Genomic DNA, 14,421 nt, shown 5'->3' on the forward strand with positions numbered 1-14,421 from the left:
GCATGAGCTGGCAAGCCCTGCTGCTCTGGGTTTCTGCCAGCCTCGTCGTGGCCGCGACCGCCGTCTCGTTCGTCCTGTGGGGGATGAACGGGCCGGCCTATCTGGTCGACCTGATCGCGGCCTATTGCCTGTAGCTCAGAGAACGAACTTCGAGAGGTCGGCGTTCTTGGCAAGCGAGCTGACCCGCTCGCGGACATAGGCGGCGTCGATCTCGACCTTCTCGCCGGGCTTGTCCGAGGCGGTGAAGCTGATCTCTTCGAGGAGCTTCTCCATCACGGTATGCAGCCGGCGCGCGCCGATATTCTCGACCGTCTCGTTGATCTCGGCCGATAGGCGCGCCAGCTCGTCGATGGCGTCGGACTTGAATTCGAGATCGACCTTCTCGGTGCCGAGCAGCGCCTTGTATTGCTTCACCAGGCTCGCCTCCGGCTCGGTCAGGATGCGGCGGAAATCCTCCTGGTTGAGCGAGGCCAGGCTGACGCGGATCGGCAGGCGGCCCTGCAGCTCCGGCAGCATGTCCGAGGGCTTGGCGAGGTGGAAGGCGCCGGAGCAGATGAACAGCACATGGTCGGTCTTCAGCGGCCCGTGCTTGGTGTTCACCGTCGTACCTTCGATCAGGGGCAGCAGGTCGCGCTGCACGCCTTCGCGGCTCACGTCGCCGCCGCCGCGGAATTCGCTGCGCGCGGTGATCTTGTCGATCTCGTCGATGAAGACGATGCCGTTCTGCTCGACCAGATCGCGCGCTTCGCGCACCACACGCTCCTGATCGAGGAGCTTGTCGCTCTCCTCGCGCATCAGCGTCTCGTGGCTTTCGGCCACGGTCATCTTGCGCTTCTTAGTGCGGCCGCCGAACGCCTTGCCCAGCATGTCGCCGATATTGATCATGCCGACCGACGCGCCCGGCTGGCCGGGCACCTCGAACTGCATGGGCGAACCGGAATCGGCCACCTCGACTTCGATCTCGCGATCGTTGAGTTCGCCGTCGCGCAACTTGTGGCGGAAGCGCTGCCGCGTCTCCTCGCTGGCATTGGGGCCGCACAGCGCATCGATGACGCGATCCTCAGCCGCCAATTCGGCCTTGGCGCGCACGTCCTTGCGCAAACGCTCCTTCGCCATCTCGAGGGCCACTTCCATCAGGTCGCGCGCGATCTGCTCGACGTCGCGGCCGACATAGCCGACCTCGGTGAACTTGGTGGCTTCGACCTTGAGGAACGGCGCATTGGCGAGCTTGGCGAGGCGCCGCGCGATCTCGGTCTTGCCGCAGCCGGTCGGCCCGATCATCAGAATGTTCTTGGGCAGCACTTCCTCGCGCAGCCCTTCGGGAAGCTGCAGGCGACGCCAACGGTTGCGCAGCGCGATGGCGACCGCGCGCTTGGCGTCCTGCTGGCCGACGATGTGCTTGTCGAGTTCGGAGACGATCTCGCGGGGGGAAAAGTCGTTGCTCATGATTTACTAGAGCTTCTCGATGACGAGGTTGTGGTTGGTGTAGACGCAGATATCGGCGGCGATCTTCATCGACTTGCGGGCGATCGCCTCGGCGTCCATGCCGTCGACGTCGATCAGGGCGCGCGCGGCGGAGAGTGCGTAGTTGCCGCCCGAGCCGATGGCGATGATGCCACCCTCCGGCTCCAGCACGTCACCCGTGCCCGACAGCAGCAGCGACACGTCCTTGTCGGCCACGGCCATCATCGCTTCGAGGCGGCGCAGGTAACGGTCGGTGCGCCAGTCCTTGGCGAGTTCGATGCAGGCGCGCAGGAGCTGGCCAGGATGGCGCTCCAGCTTGGTTTCCAGCCGCTCGAACAGGGTGAAGGCGTCTGCGGTAGCGCCGGCGAAGCCCGCCACGATCTGGCCATTGCCGATACGGCGGACCTTGCGGGCATTGCCCTTGACGATGGTCTGGCCCATCGACACCTGGCCATCGCCCGCCATGACGACCTGGTCGCCCTTGCGCACCGAAAGGATAGTCGTGGCATGCCAGCCCGGACCGGCGGAACTGTCTGATTGTGCGGAAGACATGCGCCCTAAATAGGGATTTGGGGGCACAAATCAATCGCGCATCTATGCCCGCAGAGGCCGTGCTAACGTCGGGTCATGAGCGACTCAGTCATCGTCATTGGCGCCGGCATCGTCGGCACCGCCACCGCCCGCGCCCTGCAACGCGCCGGCCACAGCGTCACCCTTCTGGACAGCGCCGAGCCCGGCAAGGCGACGTCCTTCGGCAATGCGGGCTTCCTGTCGCTCGACAGCCTTATTCCGCTGGCCAGACCTGCGACCCTGAAGAAGGTGCCGCAGATGCTGATGGATCGTGACGGCCCCCTCACTTTGCATCGGCCGAGCATTCCGTCCTTGCTGCCCTGGATGGCGCGTTTCGCCTTGGCGGCGATGAGCCCGGCAGAGGTCGACAAGGGCAAGGCCGCCTTCAAGCCGCTGATGCTGGAGGCCGATCTCGCCTGGAAGGCGGAGATCCAGGCTTCGGGCCTCGGCGAGCTTTTCCAGACCAAGGGCGCGCTCTACGTCTACGAAAGCGAAGCCTCGTTCCAGGGCACGGACGAGATGCGCGGTCTGCAGGCCGGCAAGGGCACCGAATTCGAGATCGTCGACGGCAATCGCGCGCGCGAGCTGGCGCCGGGCCTCAGTCCGCACATCGTGCGCGGTATCTATTATCCGCGCGGCAGTCATACGGTGAATCCCTACCAGGTCGTGGCGACCCTGGCGGAACGCTTCACGGCCGAAGGCGGCACTGTCGTGCGCGGTCGCGTCCGCGGCTTTCGCCGCGACGGCAACCGCGTGACGGCCGTCCAGCTCACCGATTCCGAACTACCCGCCAAGGCCGTCATGATCTCGGCCGGCCGCGCCTCCGGCGAACTGACACGGCTCCTGGGCTTTAATGCGCCGCTGGTGGCCGAGCGCGGCTATCACGTGATGCTGGCGCCCGACAATGTGCGCTTCGATCTGCCGGTCAGCCCGCCCGACCGCGGCCTCTTCTTCACGCCCATGGCCGAGGGCCTGCGTCTCGCAGGCACGGTCGAGCTGGCGGCGCCGCATCAGCCGCCCTCCTGGCATCGCGCCGATCTGCTGGTCAAACATCTCAAGGCGATCTTCCCGGGCGTCGGCGGCGAGGAGCGCAGCCGCTGGATCGGCGAGCGCCCGACGCTGCCCGACTATCGCCCCGCCATCGGCCGCGCGCCGCGGCTGGCCAACGTCTATTGCGGCTATGGCCATCAGCATCTCGGCCTGACGCTGGCGACCGTGACAGGCCGCCTGATCGCTCGTCAGATGGAAGGCGAGGAATTGCCCGAGGCGCTCAAGGCCTGCGATCCGGGGCGCTTTGGATGACGGCGCGCACGCTGACCGGGAAATGCTTCTGCGGCGCCGTGCAATATGCGGTGGCGGATGCCTTCACCTACGCGCTGAACTGCCACTGCTCCAACTGTCGGCGCACCACGGGCTCGGCTTTCAAGCCTTTCGCCGGCATCACGCGCATCCAGTTCGCGGTTACTTCAGGCCGCGACAACCTCCTGATCCACGGCGAGGAAAAGACCCACGACGCCCACTGCAGCGTCTGCGGCTCGCTCCTCTATTCGGTGGTTCGCGACGGCGTATACGTCCATGTCGCCATGGGTACGCTCGTCGACACGCCAACTATCCGGCCGACCGCGCACATCTTCGTCGGCTCCAAGGCGCCGTGGTTCGCTATCACCGACGACCTGCCGCAGTATCGGGAACACGTCACCGACTAGTTGCCGTACTGGAGCAAGGTCTCGCCGTTCTTCTTGAGCCAGGTCTGCGGCCCTTCGATCGGGACATCGCATAGCGTACGTGCCAAGGCCCAGAAACGCGAGCTGTGGTTCAGATGCACGAGATGGGCAACCTCGTGCGCCGCCAAATAGTCGAGCACTTCCGGCGGCGCGAAGACCAGCCGCCAGGAGAAGGACATCGCGGCATTCGGCCCGCAGCTCCCCCAGCGTGAACGGCTGTCGCGCAGGGTGATGCGCTTCACCGGCCGCTCGACCTGGGCCGCCTTGGCATGGACCAGCGGCACCAGCCGCGCCTTGAGTTCGACCGTCAGCCAGTCGCGCACGCGGCGCGGCAGATGCTCCGGCTGGCCCGCCACATGGATCTCTGCGCCTTCCCGCCAGACGGTGCCGCGCTGGCCGGCGCGGTGGCGGATCACGTGCGGCACGCCGAACAGCGGCACTTCGGCGCCGTCGCAGAACGGCCGCCGCTCGGGCAGGCGATCGAGCCTTGCGGCGATCCAGCCCGCCTGTGCCTCGGCGAAATTCACCGCTGTGCCGCGGGCCATGCGTAGCGGCGCCGTCAGGACGATGCGTCGGTTGGCGGGATCGACACGCAGCGACGCGCGGCGCGCCCGAGCGTTGCGCACGAAGGTCACGGGCAGCGTATCTCCGGCATGAGCAATGGTCAGTTGCTCGGGCTCGGGCAGCGTTTTAGGCAGGAGGCGGCTGAACCAGGACGACATCGAAGGGGAGAATGGAATGAGCGAACAACAGGCGCACAAAACACTGAGCGACGCCGGACGCAAGGTACTGGCCGAGGTGCTGGGCGAATCCTATCTCGCGCGGCGCGATGCGACCAACAACGATTTCTGGGGCCCGGTTCGCGCCTTCTCCGAAGAGTTCGCCTACGCCTCGCTCTGGACCCGCGACGGCCTCGACAGGAAGCAGCGCAGCATGATCACCGTGGCGATGCTTTGCGCCCTCAACCGTCCGCACGAACTCAAGATCCATCTCGTCGGCGCCTTGAACAACGGCTGCAGCAAGACCGAGCTGCGCGAGATCTTCACCCACGCCATCGCCTATTGCGGGTTCCCCGCGGCCATCGACGCGCTGCGGGTCGCCGAGGACGTGCTGAAGGAACAGGGGAAATTCTGACATGAGCCTCGACCTTGCCCGCATCCGTGCCGAGACGCCGGGCTGCGCCCGTGTCCTGCACCTCAATGCCGCCGGTTCGTCGCTGCCCAGCCGGCGCACGCTCGAGGCGACGCTCGACCACCTGAAACTCGAAGCCGAGATCGGCGGTTACGAAGCGGCAGACCAGGCGCGGGATACGCTGGACGGCTTTTATCCATCCGTGGCACGTCTCATCGGCGCCGAGGAAAGCGAGATCGGCTTCGTCGAGAACGCGACGCGCGCCTGGGACCTCGCCTTCTATTCGCTCGACTTCAAGCCGGGCGACCGCATCCTGACCTGCGTCAGCGAGTATTCCTCGAACTACATCTCCTACCTGCAGGTGGCGAAGAAGACCGGCGCCGAGATCGTCGTCGTGCCCGACGACAAGCACGGCCAGATCGACCTCGCTGCGCTGGAGCGCGCCATCGACAAGCGAGCCAAGCTCGTTTCCATCTCGCATATCCCGACACAGGGCGGGCTCGTGCAGCCCGCCGAAGCGGTCGGCAAAATCGTGAACGATGCCGGCGTGCTCTACCTTCTGGATGCCTGCCAGTCGGTCGGCATGATGCCCATCGACGTCAAGAAGATCGGTTGTGACTTCCTTTCCGCCACCGGCCGCAAGTACATGCGCGGACCACGCGGCACCGGCTTCCTTTACGCCCGCACGCGCAGCACCTCTCGGATCGAACCGATCTTCCTCGACAACCACGCCGCGCGCTGGACTGGCGATCAGGAGTACACCGTGCTTGGCGATGCCAAGCGCTTCGAGAACTGGGAGCGCTATTTCGCTGGCGTCATCGGCCTCAAGGTCGCCGCCGACCAGGCCAACGAACTCGGCATGGAGGCCGTGTGGGTCCGCCTGCGCCAGTTGGCCGACGGCTTGCGCGCGCGCCTGGCGAAGCTGGGCGGCGTGACGCTGACGGACCTGGGCATGGTGAAGGGCGCCATCGTGACCTTCGCGGTCAAGGACGCCGATCATGCGGCGCTCAAGATGGCGCTGCGCGAACAGGGCATCAACGTGTCGGTCTCCACGCAATTTTCCTCGCGCCTCGATCTCCAGGGACGCGGCCTGCGCGACGTCATGCGGGCCTCGGTGCATGTCTACAATACGGAAGACGAGCTTGACCGGTTCGCCGCCGCGCTCGACTCTTTGATCCGTCGCTAGCGTGGCATGGGGTTTGCTGCGCCGGTGGCGATTCTGGGGAGAGGGACTAAAATGACTGTTCGTCGTTCATGGACGCTGGCGGCGGCAGCCGCCATGGCGTTGTCGATTGCCGTGCCGTTCGGCGCTGCCGGCCAGACGCAATCGACCCTGCGGGTGGTGCCCGAAACCCTCAGCCGCGTGCTCGACCCGCACTTCACGACGTCGTTCACCACGCGCGACCTCGGCTACCTGATCTACGACACGCTGTTCGCGATGAACGACAAGTTCGAGCCGCAGCCGCAGATGGTCGACCGCTATACGGTCAGCCCCGACAAGCTCACCTACACGTTCGTGCTGCGGCCCGGGCTCAAATGGCACGACGGCCAGCCTGTGACGGCGGCGGATTGCGTGGCCTCTATCCGGCGCTGGGCATCGCGCGACAGCATGGGCCAGACCATGGCGAAGTTCATGACATCGCTGGAAGCCACGGATGCCGGCACGATCAAGATGGTGCTGCGCGAGCCCTACGGTCTGGTGTTGGACAGTCTTGGCAAGATCGGTGCGCCGGTGCCTTTCATGATGCCGGAGCGTATCGCCAAGACGCCGGGCAGCGAGCAGGTGAAGGAGATCGTCGGCTCCGGCCCCTACAGGTTCCGCGCCGACCAGCATGAGCCGGGCGTGAAGATCGTCCTGGAGAAGTTCACCGACTACAAGCCGCGCAGCGAGTCGCCCAGCTGGGCCTCCGGCGGCAAGATCGCCAAGATGGACAAGGTCGAAATGCTGGGTTTGCCGGACGCGCAGACCCAGGTGAGCGCCCTCATCAACGGCGAGGTCGACTATCTCGAGCGCGTGCCGGCCGACCTGCTGCCGCTGTTCACCGCCAAGGCGGGGGCCAAGGCAGAAGTGGTGAGCAAGTATGGCTTCCAGGCCATCATGCGGATGAACCACCTGCAGCCGCCGTTCGACAACGTGAAGGTGCGGCAGGCCATCGCCAAGGCGATCGACCGGACCATGTATGCCGCCGTGGTGGCGGGCGATCCGCAGTTCGCCACGGATTGCGCGGCAATCTTCGGCTGCGGCATGCCCTACGAAAGCAAGGACGGCATTCCGGCGCGCGACGTGGCTGGCGCCAAGGCGCTCCTCAAGGAAGCCAATGTCGACATGTCCAAGCCGCTGGTGATGCTGCACGTCGCCAACGCGCCGGGTATCGCCGCACTGGGCAACGTGACACGTCAGGTGCTGGTCGATCTCGGCTTCAAGGTCGACATGGTCTCGATGGATTTCCAGACGTTCGCCACGCGCCGGCTCAACACCGGCCCGGTGGCGCAGGGCGGCTGGAACCTCGCGCACACCACCAACTCGGTGCCCGACCAGGGCAATCCGCTCAGCAATCCCTTCCTGGTGGCGTCCGGCCCCCCGGCCGCCGCCTGGGGTTGGCCGACCGATCCTAAGACCGACGAGCTGCGCCTGAAGTTCGCGACGGCGGCCGACGAAGCCTCGCGCAAGGCCATCGCTACGGAGATCCAGGTCCGCGCCTACGAACAGGTGCTCTATCTGCCGCTGTCGCAGTTCACGACGCCGTCGGCCTGGCGCGACAACCTCGACGGCGTGCTGAAGTCGCCGGTGATGCTGCTCTACAACATCGAGAAGAAGTAAGGATTCCTGCCATGGCGAAAGCCGTTGCCGACGACTATCTGCGGCGCATTCCCAAGGCCGAGCTGCACTGCCATCTGGCCGGCACGCTGCGCGCCACCACGGTAGCCGAGCTGGCGAAGCGGTATGGCATGGCCCTGCCGCGGCCGGCGGAAACACTCTACCAATGGCCCGACTTCGACGGGTTCCTGGAAATCCTGCGCATCGCGGCCGCGGTCTTGCGCACGCCGGCCGATTTCACGCGGGCGGTCTATGAATACATCGAGGATGCCGTGCGCGACGGCAACCTCAAGCACGTCGAGTTCTTCTTCAACCCGGACTACTTCTACCCCAACGGCATCGACTATCCCTCCCAGGTCGCAGGCATGGTGGAAGGCCTCCGTCAGGCCAAGGAGCGCTTCGGCGTCAGCGGCCTGCTCATCTGCTGCATCGACCGCTCGCTCAACAACGGCGCCCAGGCGGTCGAGATCGTCGAGACGGCGCTCGCGCACCCCCACGAGCTCGTGGTGGGCATCGGGCTCGACGGCAACGAAAGCGTCGGCCCTCCCGCCCTCTATGCCGAGGCCTATGCGCTCGCCAGGAAGGGCGGCCTGAAATGCACGGCGCACTGCTGCGAAGACTATCTGACGCCGCTGCAGGCACCGCCCACCAACTACCTGATCTGCCGCGACGTGTTGAAGTGCGACCGTATCGATCACGGCTACAACATGCTGGCGTCGGACTTCGTGATGAGCGAGGCGCGCAAGGACGGGCTCTACTTCACGCCCTGCGCCTGGACCAGCCTGCTGCACAATCGCCCGCATCGACCGCAGCGCATCCGGCGCATGGCCGAGGCCGGCCTTAACGTCACGATCAACACCGATGACCCGGCGATGTTCGGAACCAATCTCGGCCATGGCTTCACGACGCTGTTCGAGTCGGTCGGCTGGGGACCGGAGATGGCGCGCAGGTTCAGCCTGAACTCGGTCGAAGGCTCGTGGCTCGACGAAAGCAGCAAGGCCACGCTGCGCATGGCCTTCCGCAAGGAGATCGCCGCCCTCGACAGGGAGTTCGGCTACGAGACGGCCGCGCCGCCCGTCTAACCGGAGCGAGCGCGGCGGCTATTCCGCCGCGACACCGAGGCCGATGGGGCAGGAAACGCCGGTGCCGCCGAGACCGCAGTAGCCGCCCGGATTCTTGGCGAGATACTGCTGGTGATAATCCTCGGCATAGTAGAAGGCCGGCGCATCGAGGATCTCGGTCGTAATGGCGCCGTAGCCCTTCTTGGCCAGCTCCTTCTGGAACAGCGCGCGTGAGGCCTCGGCCTGGGCTTTCTGCTCGGGCGAATAGGTATAAATGCCCGAACGGTACTGCGTGCCGACATCGTTGCCCTGACGCATGCCCTGGGTCGGGTCGTGGCTCTCCCAGAAGACGCGCAGCAGCGCGTCGTAGGAGGTCTTGGTCGGATCGAACCAGACCATCACCACCTCGTTGTGGCCGGTATAACCCGAGCAGACTTCCTCGTAGGTCGGATTGGGCGTCAGACCCGCGGCGTAACCGACGGCCGTGGCGTAGACGCCCGGCGCCTCCCAGAATTTCCGCTCTGCCCCCCAGAAGCAGCCCAAGCCGAACATCGCCTGCTGGAGGCCGGCGGGGAACGGCGGCTGGATGCGGTTGCCGTTGACATAGTGTGCAGCCGGCACCTCGAACGGACGCGAAGCGCGACCCGGCAGCGCCCGGTCGGACGTCGGCATTTCGGTTTTCTTGCGCAGAATCTGCCACATGGCGCGGCTCCTCTTGCTGTCAGCCACTCAATTTGCCTGCCGTCAATATGGCCATACAATGCCGCCGAATCGAGTGGGAGAGACCGCAAATGCCTGTGTTTTTCGTCTGCGCCGGTCTGCTCGGCCTCCTGGCGGCGGTCCTCACAGCGAATGTCGGCCTGATGCGCGGCCGCAAGAAGATCTACCTCGGCGATGGCGGCGACAAGGAGCTGGAGACGGCCATCCGTGCCCACGGCAACCTGATCGAGTTCGTGCCGTTGACCCTGCTCGTCATTTATATGGCCAGCGACTTCTACGGTTTCCGGACTGTGGCCATCCTCTCGGTCGTCCTGCTGGCAGCGCGCGTGCTGCATGCCGGCGGCATGCTGGGTTTCATCCCGTATGGCCGCTTCGTGGGGGCGATGGGGACCACCGCGACGCTCGTAGTCGCGTCGGTTCTGCTCGTTCTGGCGGGGCTCGGCTTGAAGCAATACTGAGCCGCTAAAGGCGACGCGGCGCGACGGCAGCGACAATACCCACCATGCTCAACACGATCTGGCGCATCGCCTACGAGGCGGGCGAAGGTTACTTCGCCAACCGGCTCTCGACTTCGGCTGCGGCGATGGCGTTCTACACCATGTTCGCCCTGGGTCCGATCATGATCTTCGTCATCGCCATCGCCGAGCCGATCGTCGGCCGGCTGATGGCGCAGGAGGCGATCTTCAACGCACTGAGTACGGTTGTCGCGCCCGATCAACTCCAGAGCATCCGCCGCTTCGCGTCGGAGAACCTGTTCAAGGGCGGCGGCATCGCCGCCATCGTCGGCGCCGTGGTGCTGCTCTACACGGGCACGCGCGTCTTCGTGGAGCTGGATGACGGCATCGACGCCATCTGGCGCGACACCAAAACCAGGGCATTGCATCCGGTGCTGGCCAGCCTGAAGTCGCGTCTGCTGGCGTTGGCGCTGATGGTCCTCCTGGGGGTACTGTTGATCGTCGTCATCCTGGCCAGTGTCCTGATGTCAGCCTATGCCGGCGCCCTCGAACGCTTTCCGATCCTGGGGGAATGGATCGGCCCCGCTTTCTCGACCTCGGTGCATTACGGCCTGCTCGCCGGTTTCTTCACCCTGATCTACAAGTGGCTGCCAACCGGCAATATCCCGTGGCGATACGCACTGATCGGCGGTGCCGTGAACGCCTTGCTGTTTGCCGCCGGCAACCGCGCCTTGGTCTATTATTTCGAGGTGACGCAGCTCACCTCGGCCTTCGGCGCCACCGCAGGCTTTGCCGCGATCATGGTCTGGATGTACTGGACCTCGCTCACCATCCTGATCGGTGCCCAGGTCGGACGCGCGACGCGCGATGTCCTGATCGACAACCGCGCCCGCGAAATGGTCGAGGGGGATCTTTAGCGTCGCTGGGCCACCTCAGGCGGCGGCGCTCTGCGGCTCGGCTTGCGCGGCGTTGAGGTCGAGAAGGATCTGCCAGTTGCGCTGGGAGGCGAGATGCATCGCCACGAGGTCGAGCGCGCCCGACTTGTGCCATTCCTCAACCTTGTCGGTTGCCAGGGCGCGATAGGCCTTCTCGTCGATGGTCCGGAAGCCATCGAGCGTGTAGCGATCGCCGTTCGGGAAGGTGATGTCGGCCCGGTTGGACGTCAGCAGCTCCGCCCCGCGCAAGGCGTCGGAGAAGGCGACGGTGCGCAGATGGTCCTCGTGCATGGCCTGGCAGAACTCCATCGCCGCACGAGTGGCCTGGGTCGGGCCGCCGCCGCTTTCGAACAGCAGGTCGCCCGCGACACCCTCGCCCAGCGTCTCGACGAACCGCTCGGAGGCGGCGTCGATGCTGAGCAGGCGCGTGTTGGGATCGGGCGTCTCGGTAATGATGAAGGGATAGCGGCGCACATAGGCCGGCACGTAGGTATCCGCACGCCAAGAGCCATTGTCTTCCAAGAACAGATTGCGCCCCTGCTTGAGACCCAACACCGCCAGCGGAACGGGCCGCTCGGAATCGGAGAAGACGATGGGATAATGACGCAGCGCCGGCATGAACTCGCTGATCATCAGCGGCACGGCCGTCGCTTCGCGCGTGAAGTTAAAATCCAGGGCATGGCCGAGACCCGCGCGACGATGATCCTCGAAGCGCAGCACGACGGGCGTGCGGTAGAAGAGCGGCAGCCCTGCGGCAGCGGCAGTCTGGGAAGCGGCGGTGGTCATCGGTCCTCGCGGGCTCGGAATGATGGGTGCTCGAACGGATCGGGCTCGCGCGCGGGTCGCGAACCGGCAGCGGCCGAAGAGCCGATAGTTGCGAGTCGGGGATGATGCCTGTCAAGGGACCCGGGAAAGCCGACGACCGGGCGCCAGCGGCCGCACGGCATCGCGAAATACCGCCAAAGGGATCGTATTTCAGAGAGTTAGACTACTCTGCGGCAGCGGCAGGTCGTGACTTCGCGCGCGAATCCACCCAGAAAAAGTCGACGCGAGGCTGACGGCCAGGGCGGCAGCCGGACATCAGAACATCGTCGCCAGCACGCGATCCGGCGGCTTGTGGCCATCGACGAAGGTCTTGATGTTGATCAGTACCTTCTCGCCCATGTCGATGCGGCCTTCGAGCGTCGCCGAGCCCATGTGCGGCAGCAGCACGACACGGTCGAGCTCCAGCAGCTTCGGGTTCACCTGCGGCTCGTGCTCGTAGACGTCGAGACCGGCGCCCGCCAGCTCGCCCGCCTTCAGCATGCGCACCATGGCGTTCTCGTCGATCACTTCGCCGCGCGCGGTGTTCACGATGATGGCCGAGGGCTTCATCAGCTTGAGGCGGCGCGCCGACAGGAGGTGAAAAGTCGCCGGCGTATGCGGGCAATTCACCGAGACGATGTCCATGCGCGCCAGCATCTGGTCGAGGCTCTCCCAGTAGGTCGCCTCGAGTTCGCGCTCGATCTCGCCGTGGACGCGCTTGCGGTTGTGATAGTGGATGGCGAGCCCGAAGCCGCGCGCGCGGCGCGCCAGCGCCTGTCCGATACGGCCCATACCGACGATGCCCATGCGCTTGCCCTGGAGCCGCGCGCCCAGCATCGAGGTCGGACTCCAGCCGGTCCACTTGCCGTCACGCACCAGACGCTCGCCCTCGCCCATGCGTCGCGCGGTGGCCAGCACCAGCGCCATCGACATGTCGGCGGTGTCCTCCGTCAGCACGCCCGGCGTGTTGGTGATGACGATGCCGCGCTGCCGAGCCGTATCGAGATCGATGTGATCGACGCCGGTGCCGAACGAAGCGATCAGCTTCAGTTTCGGACCGGCTTGAGAAAGCACGCGGCTGTCGATGCGGTCGGTCACCGTCGGCACCAGAACGTCCGCCGCCTTCACCGCCTCGACGAGCTGGGCGGCCGTGAGCGGCTTGTCGTCGGCATTCAGTCGCGTCTCGAAGAGCTCCATCAGCCGGGTCTCGATGGCGTCGGGCAGCTTCCGGGTGACAATCACCAGTGGCTTCTTCTTGGAACTGGACGGCATAGGCAGATGGGGGACCGAAGGCTTGCGCGGGATGAAGGTACTGCCCGATTAACAATTCCTCGCGCATTTTGTCCAGCAATCGACTTTCTTGGCGCACGCGGCGGAAAAGCGCGCTTTTTCAGGTACTTGTCGCTCAATATGAAGATTTCAGGTATACAGACCCCGATGGGAAGTCGATCGCCACTCCTGCTTTGCCTGCTATCCGTTGCCTTGGCAGGGGCGGGCACACCTCTCCTTCCCACCGCGACGGCCTCGGCCCAGGCCTCCAGCAAGCCGCTGGCCCTGCAGCGAAAGGGCTCGGGTCTGCCCATCCCGCGCTTCGCCTCGCTCAGATCCGACGAGGTCAATGTCCGGACCGGCCCCGGCACGCGTTACCCGGTCGATTGGGTGTTCAAGCGCAAGGCGATGCCGGTCGAAATCGTGGCAGAATTCGAAAACTGGCGGAAAATCCGCGATTGGCAGGGCGCCAGCGGCTGGGTCCACCAGAGCCTTCTGTCCGGCAAGCGCAGCTTCATTATCGCCAACAAGGCCGCCAGCCTGCACAAGACACCGGCCTCGTCGGCCGAGGTCGTTGCCAAGCTGGAGCCCGAGGTGATGGGCGAAATCCGCTCCTGCACCGGCGACTGGTGCCGCGTCAAAGTGTCTGGTGTCAGTGGCTGGATCGAACGGACGGGCATGTGGGGCGTCTACAAGTCGGAACCCATCAACTAGCTTGCCGCGCGACTGCAACGGCGCTGGCGGCCAGGCGTATCGGACCGTAGAACGAGCATCGCCGTGGCTCACGACGTAAGCTTCACCCGCGCCCACCACTTCGACCGCATGCCACCGTCGGCGATCCTGCTGACGACGGCGCTGCATGTGCTGGTGGCTGTCGCGCTCTACTGGATCTCGCCGCTTCGGCTGGAGGACCCCTTCGAGGACGCCATCGAGATCACGATGGATGCGCCGCCGGAGCCGCAGCCCCAGATCGTACCCGCGCCCGAACCGCCCCCGCCGCCTGCACCGACGCCGCCGCCTGCGGCCCCGACCCAGACGGCGGCCGTCCAGCCACCGCCCCCGCAGCCACCGCAACAACAGCCCCAGCAGCAACCTCAGCAGCAACCCCAGCAGCAAAAGGCGCCGGCTCAACGGCTCGGCCTGCCGCCGGTGGGCACGACGACCGATCCCAAGGACAAACCGGGTACCGAGACGACAGCCGACAAGCCGGAGGAGAATCCGCCACCGGCAAAGGAAGACCCTCCGCCTCAGCCGCAGGAGGCGGCAAAACCCGAGCCGCAGCCGGAAGAACCGCCCAAGCCGCTGGACAAGCCCCAGGAGGCCCAGCAGCAGGCGGCCGCTCAACCGCGGCCGGAACCACCGGCGCCGCAGCCCCCACCGCCGACCCTGGAAGCGGCCCTGCCGCCGCTCGAAGCGCCACCTCCGCCCGTCACCGAGCGGGAGATTCCACGCCCGGCGCCCGCGCCGAAG

Annotated in this window: 16 protein-coding genes and 1 pseudogene; 11 read left to right on the plus strand and 6 right to left on the minus strand. The window is 65.8% G+C overall.

Translation table 11 applies throughout. The features are described 5' to 3' along the window. Window positions 1-2 precede the first annotated feature (2 nt). On the plus strand, window positions 3-134 hold the full coding sequence (locus BN60_RS31690) for a hypothetical protein (protein ID WP_281015337.1): 132 nt from the start codon (window positions 3-5) through the stop codon (window positions 132-134). 1 nt (window position 135) lies between these two features. Here BN60_RS31690 and hslU read toward each other — a convergent pair whose 3' ends face one another. After that, the gene (gene hslU / locus BN60_RS23785; RefSeq protein WP_020698676.1) at window positions 136-1,446 is read right to left on the minus strand and encodes an ATP-dependent protease ATPase subunit HslU; all 1,311 of its coding nucleotides are present in this window, start codon (window positions 1,444-1,446) and stop codon (window positions 136-138) included. Window positions 1,447-1,452: 6 nt separating this feature from the next. Further along, complete coding sequence (gene hslV / locus BN60_RS23790) at window positions 1,453-2,016, minus strand: ATP-dependent protease subunit HslV (protein ID WP_043284295.1); 564 nt, start codon at window positions 2,014-2,016, stop codon at window positions 1,453-1,455. 75 nt (window positions 2,017-2,091) lie between these two features. On the opposite strand from hslV, the gene BN60_RS23795 reads away from it, so the two are divergent. Together BN60_RS23795 and BN60_RS23800 are read left to right on the plus strand one after the other, a co-directional pair. After that, complete coding sequence (locus tag BN60_RS23795) at window positions 2,092-3,336, plus strand: NAD(P)/FAD-dependent oxidoreductase (protein ID WP_020698678.1); 1,245 nt, start codon at window positions 2,092-2,094, stop codon at window positions 3,334-3,336. Beyond that, a complete protein-coding gene (locus tag BN60_RS23800; RefSeq protein ID WP_020698679.1) occupies window positions 3,333-3,740 on the plus strand; it encodes a GFA family protein in 408 nt (135 codons plus the stop codon). Before BN60_RS23795 ends, BN60_RS23800 begins: the two co-directional genes overlap by 4 nt. On the opposite strand, the gene BN60_RS23805 is transcribed toward BN60_RS23800, so the two are convergent. Further along, on the minus strand, window positions 3,737-4,393 hold the full coding sequence (locus BN60_RS23805; protein ID WP_245539840.1) for a M48 family metallopeptidase: 657 nt from the start codon (window positions 4,391-4,393) through the stop codon (window positions 3,737-3,739). The genes BN60_RS23800 and BN60_RS23805 overlap by 4 nt on opposite strands. Window positions 4,394-4,496: 103 nt before the next feature. Here BN60_RS23805 and BN60_RS23810 point away from each other — a divergent pair, with 103 nt between their 5' ends. The 4 genes from BN60_RS23810 to add are packed head-to-tail and all read left to right on the plus strand — an operon-like array spanning window position 4,497 to window position 8,789. Continuing rightward, on the plus strand, window positions 4,497-4,892 hold the full coding sequence (locus BN60_RS23810; RefSeq protein WP_020698681.1) for a carboxymuconolactone decarboxylase family protein: 396 nt from the start codon (window positions 4,497-4,499) through the stop codon (window positions 4,890-4,892). 1 nt (window position 4,893) lies between these two features. After that, window positions 4,894-6,075 carry an aminotransferase class V-fold PLP-dependent enzyme gene (locus tag BN60_RS23815; protein WP_020698682.1) on the plus strand — a complete coding sequence of 394 codons (1,182 nt, stop codon included), beginning with the start codon at window positions 4,894-4,896 and terminating at the stop codon, window positions 6,073-6,075. 51 nt (window positions 6,076-6,126) lie between these two features. Further along, complete coding sequence (locus BN60_RS23820; RefSeq protein WP_051150181.1) at window positions 6,127-7,710, plus strand: ABC transporter substrate-binding protein; 1,584 nt, start codon at window positions 6,127-6,129, stop codon at window positions 7,708-7,710. An 11-nt stretch (window positions 7,711-7,721) separates the two neighbouring features. Beyond that, complete coding sequence (gene add / locus BN60_RS23825; protein ID WP_020698684.1) at window positions 7,722-8,789, plus strand: adenosine deaminase; 1,068 nt, start codon at window positions 7,722-7,724, stop codon at window positions 8,787-8,789. An 18-nt stretch (window positions 8,790-8,807) separates the two neighbouring features. On the opposite strand, the gene msrA is transcribed toward add, so the two are convergent. After that, on the minus strand, window positions 8,808-9,470 hold the full coding sequence (gene msrA / locus BN60_RS23830; RefSeq protein WP_020698685.1) for a peptide-methionine (S)-S-oxide reductase MsrA: 663 nt from the start codon (window positions 9,468-9,470) through the stop codon (window positions 8,808-8,810). Between the two features lie 89 nt (window positions 9,471-9,559). Here msrA and BN60_RS23835 point away from each other — a divergent pair, with 89 nt between their 5' ends. Both BN60_RS23835 and BN60_RS23840 read left to right on the plus strand, forming a co-directional pair. Next, window positions 9,560-9,946 carry an MAPEG family protein gene (locus BN60_RS23835; protein ID WP_020698686.1) on the plus strand — a complete coding sequence of 129 codons (387 nt, stop codon included), beginning with the start codon at window positions 9,560-9,562 and terminating at the stop codon, window positions 9,944-9,946. Window positions 9,947-9,990: 44 nt separating this feature from the next. Continuing rightward, window positions 9,991-10,860 carry a YihY/virulence factor BrkB family protein gene (locus tag BN60_RS23840; RefSeq protein ID WP_020698687.1) on the plus strand — a complete coding sequence of 290 codons (870 nt, stop codon included), beginning with the start codon at window positions 9,991-9,993 and terminating at the stop codon, window positions 10,858-10,860. A gap of 15 nt (window positions 10,861-10,875) precedes the next feature. Here BN60_RS23840 and BN60_RS23845 read toward each other — a convergent pair whose 3' ends face one another. Next, window positions 10,876-11,664: a SapC family protein gene (locus BN60_RS23845; protein WP_020698688.1), complete on the minus strand. Its 789-nt coding sequence runs from the start codon at window positions 11,662-11,664 to the stop codon at window positions 10,876-10,878. A gap of 294 nt (window positions 11,665-11,958) precedes the next feature. Then, window positions 11,959-12,954, minus strand: a complete 996-nt coding sequence (locus BN60_RS23850; RefSeq protein WP_020698689.1) for a 2-hydroxyacid dehydrogenase — start codon at window positions 12,952-12,954, stop codon at window positions 11,959-11,961. 165 nt (window positions 12,955-13,119) lie between these two features. Between BN60_RS23850 and BN60_RS23855 the strand changes: the two genes are divergently transcribed. Both BN60_RS23855 and BN60_RS31695 read left to right on the plus strand, forming a co-directional pair. Further along, entirely contained in the window at window positions 13,120-13,665 is a 546-nt protein-coding gene (locus BN60_RS23855; RefSeq protein WP_083856264.1) for an SH3 domain-containing protein, read from the plus strand. A 63-nt stretch (window positions 13,666-13,728) separates the two neighbouring features. Next, a pseudogene (locus tag BN60_RS31695) lies at window positions 13,729-14,421 on the plus strand (hypothetical protein); the annotation flags it as partial.

This window comes from Reyranella massiliensis 521, assembly GCF_000312425.1.
Lineage (GTDB): Bacteria > Pseudomonadota > Alphaproteobacteria > Reyranellales > Reyranellaceae > Reyranella > Reyranella massiliensis.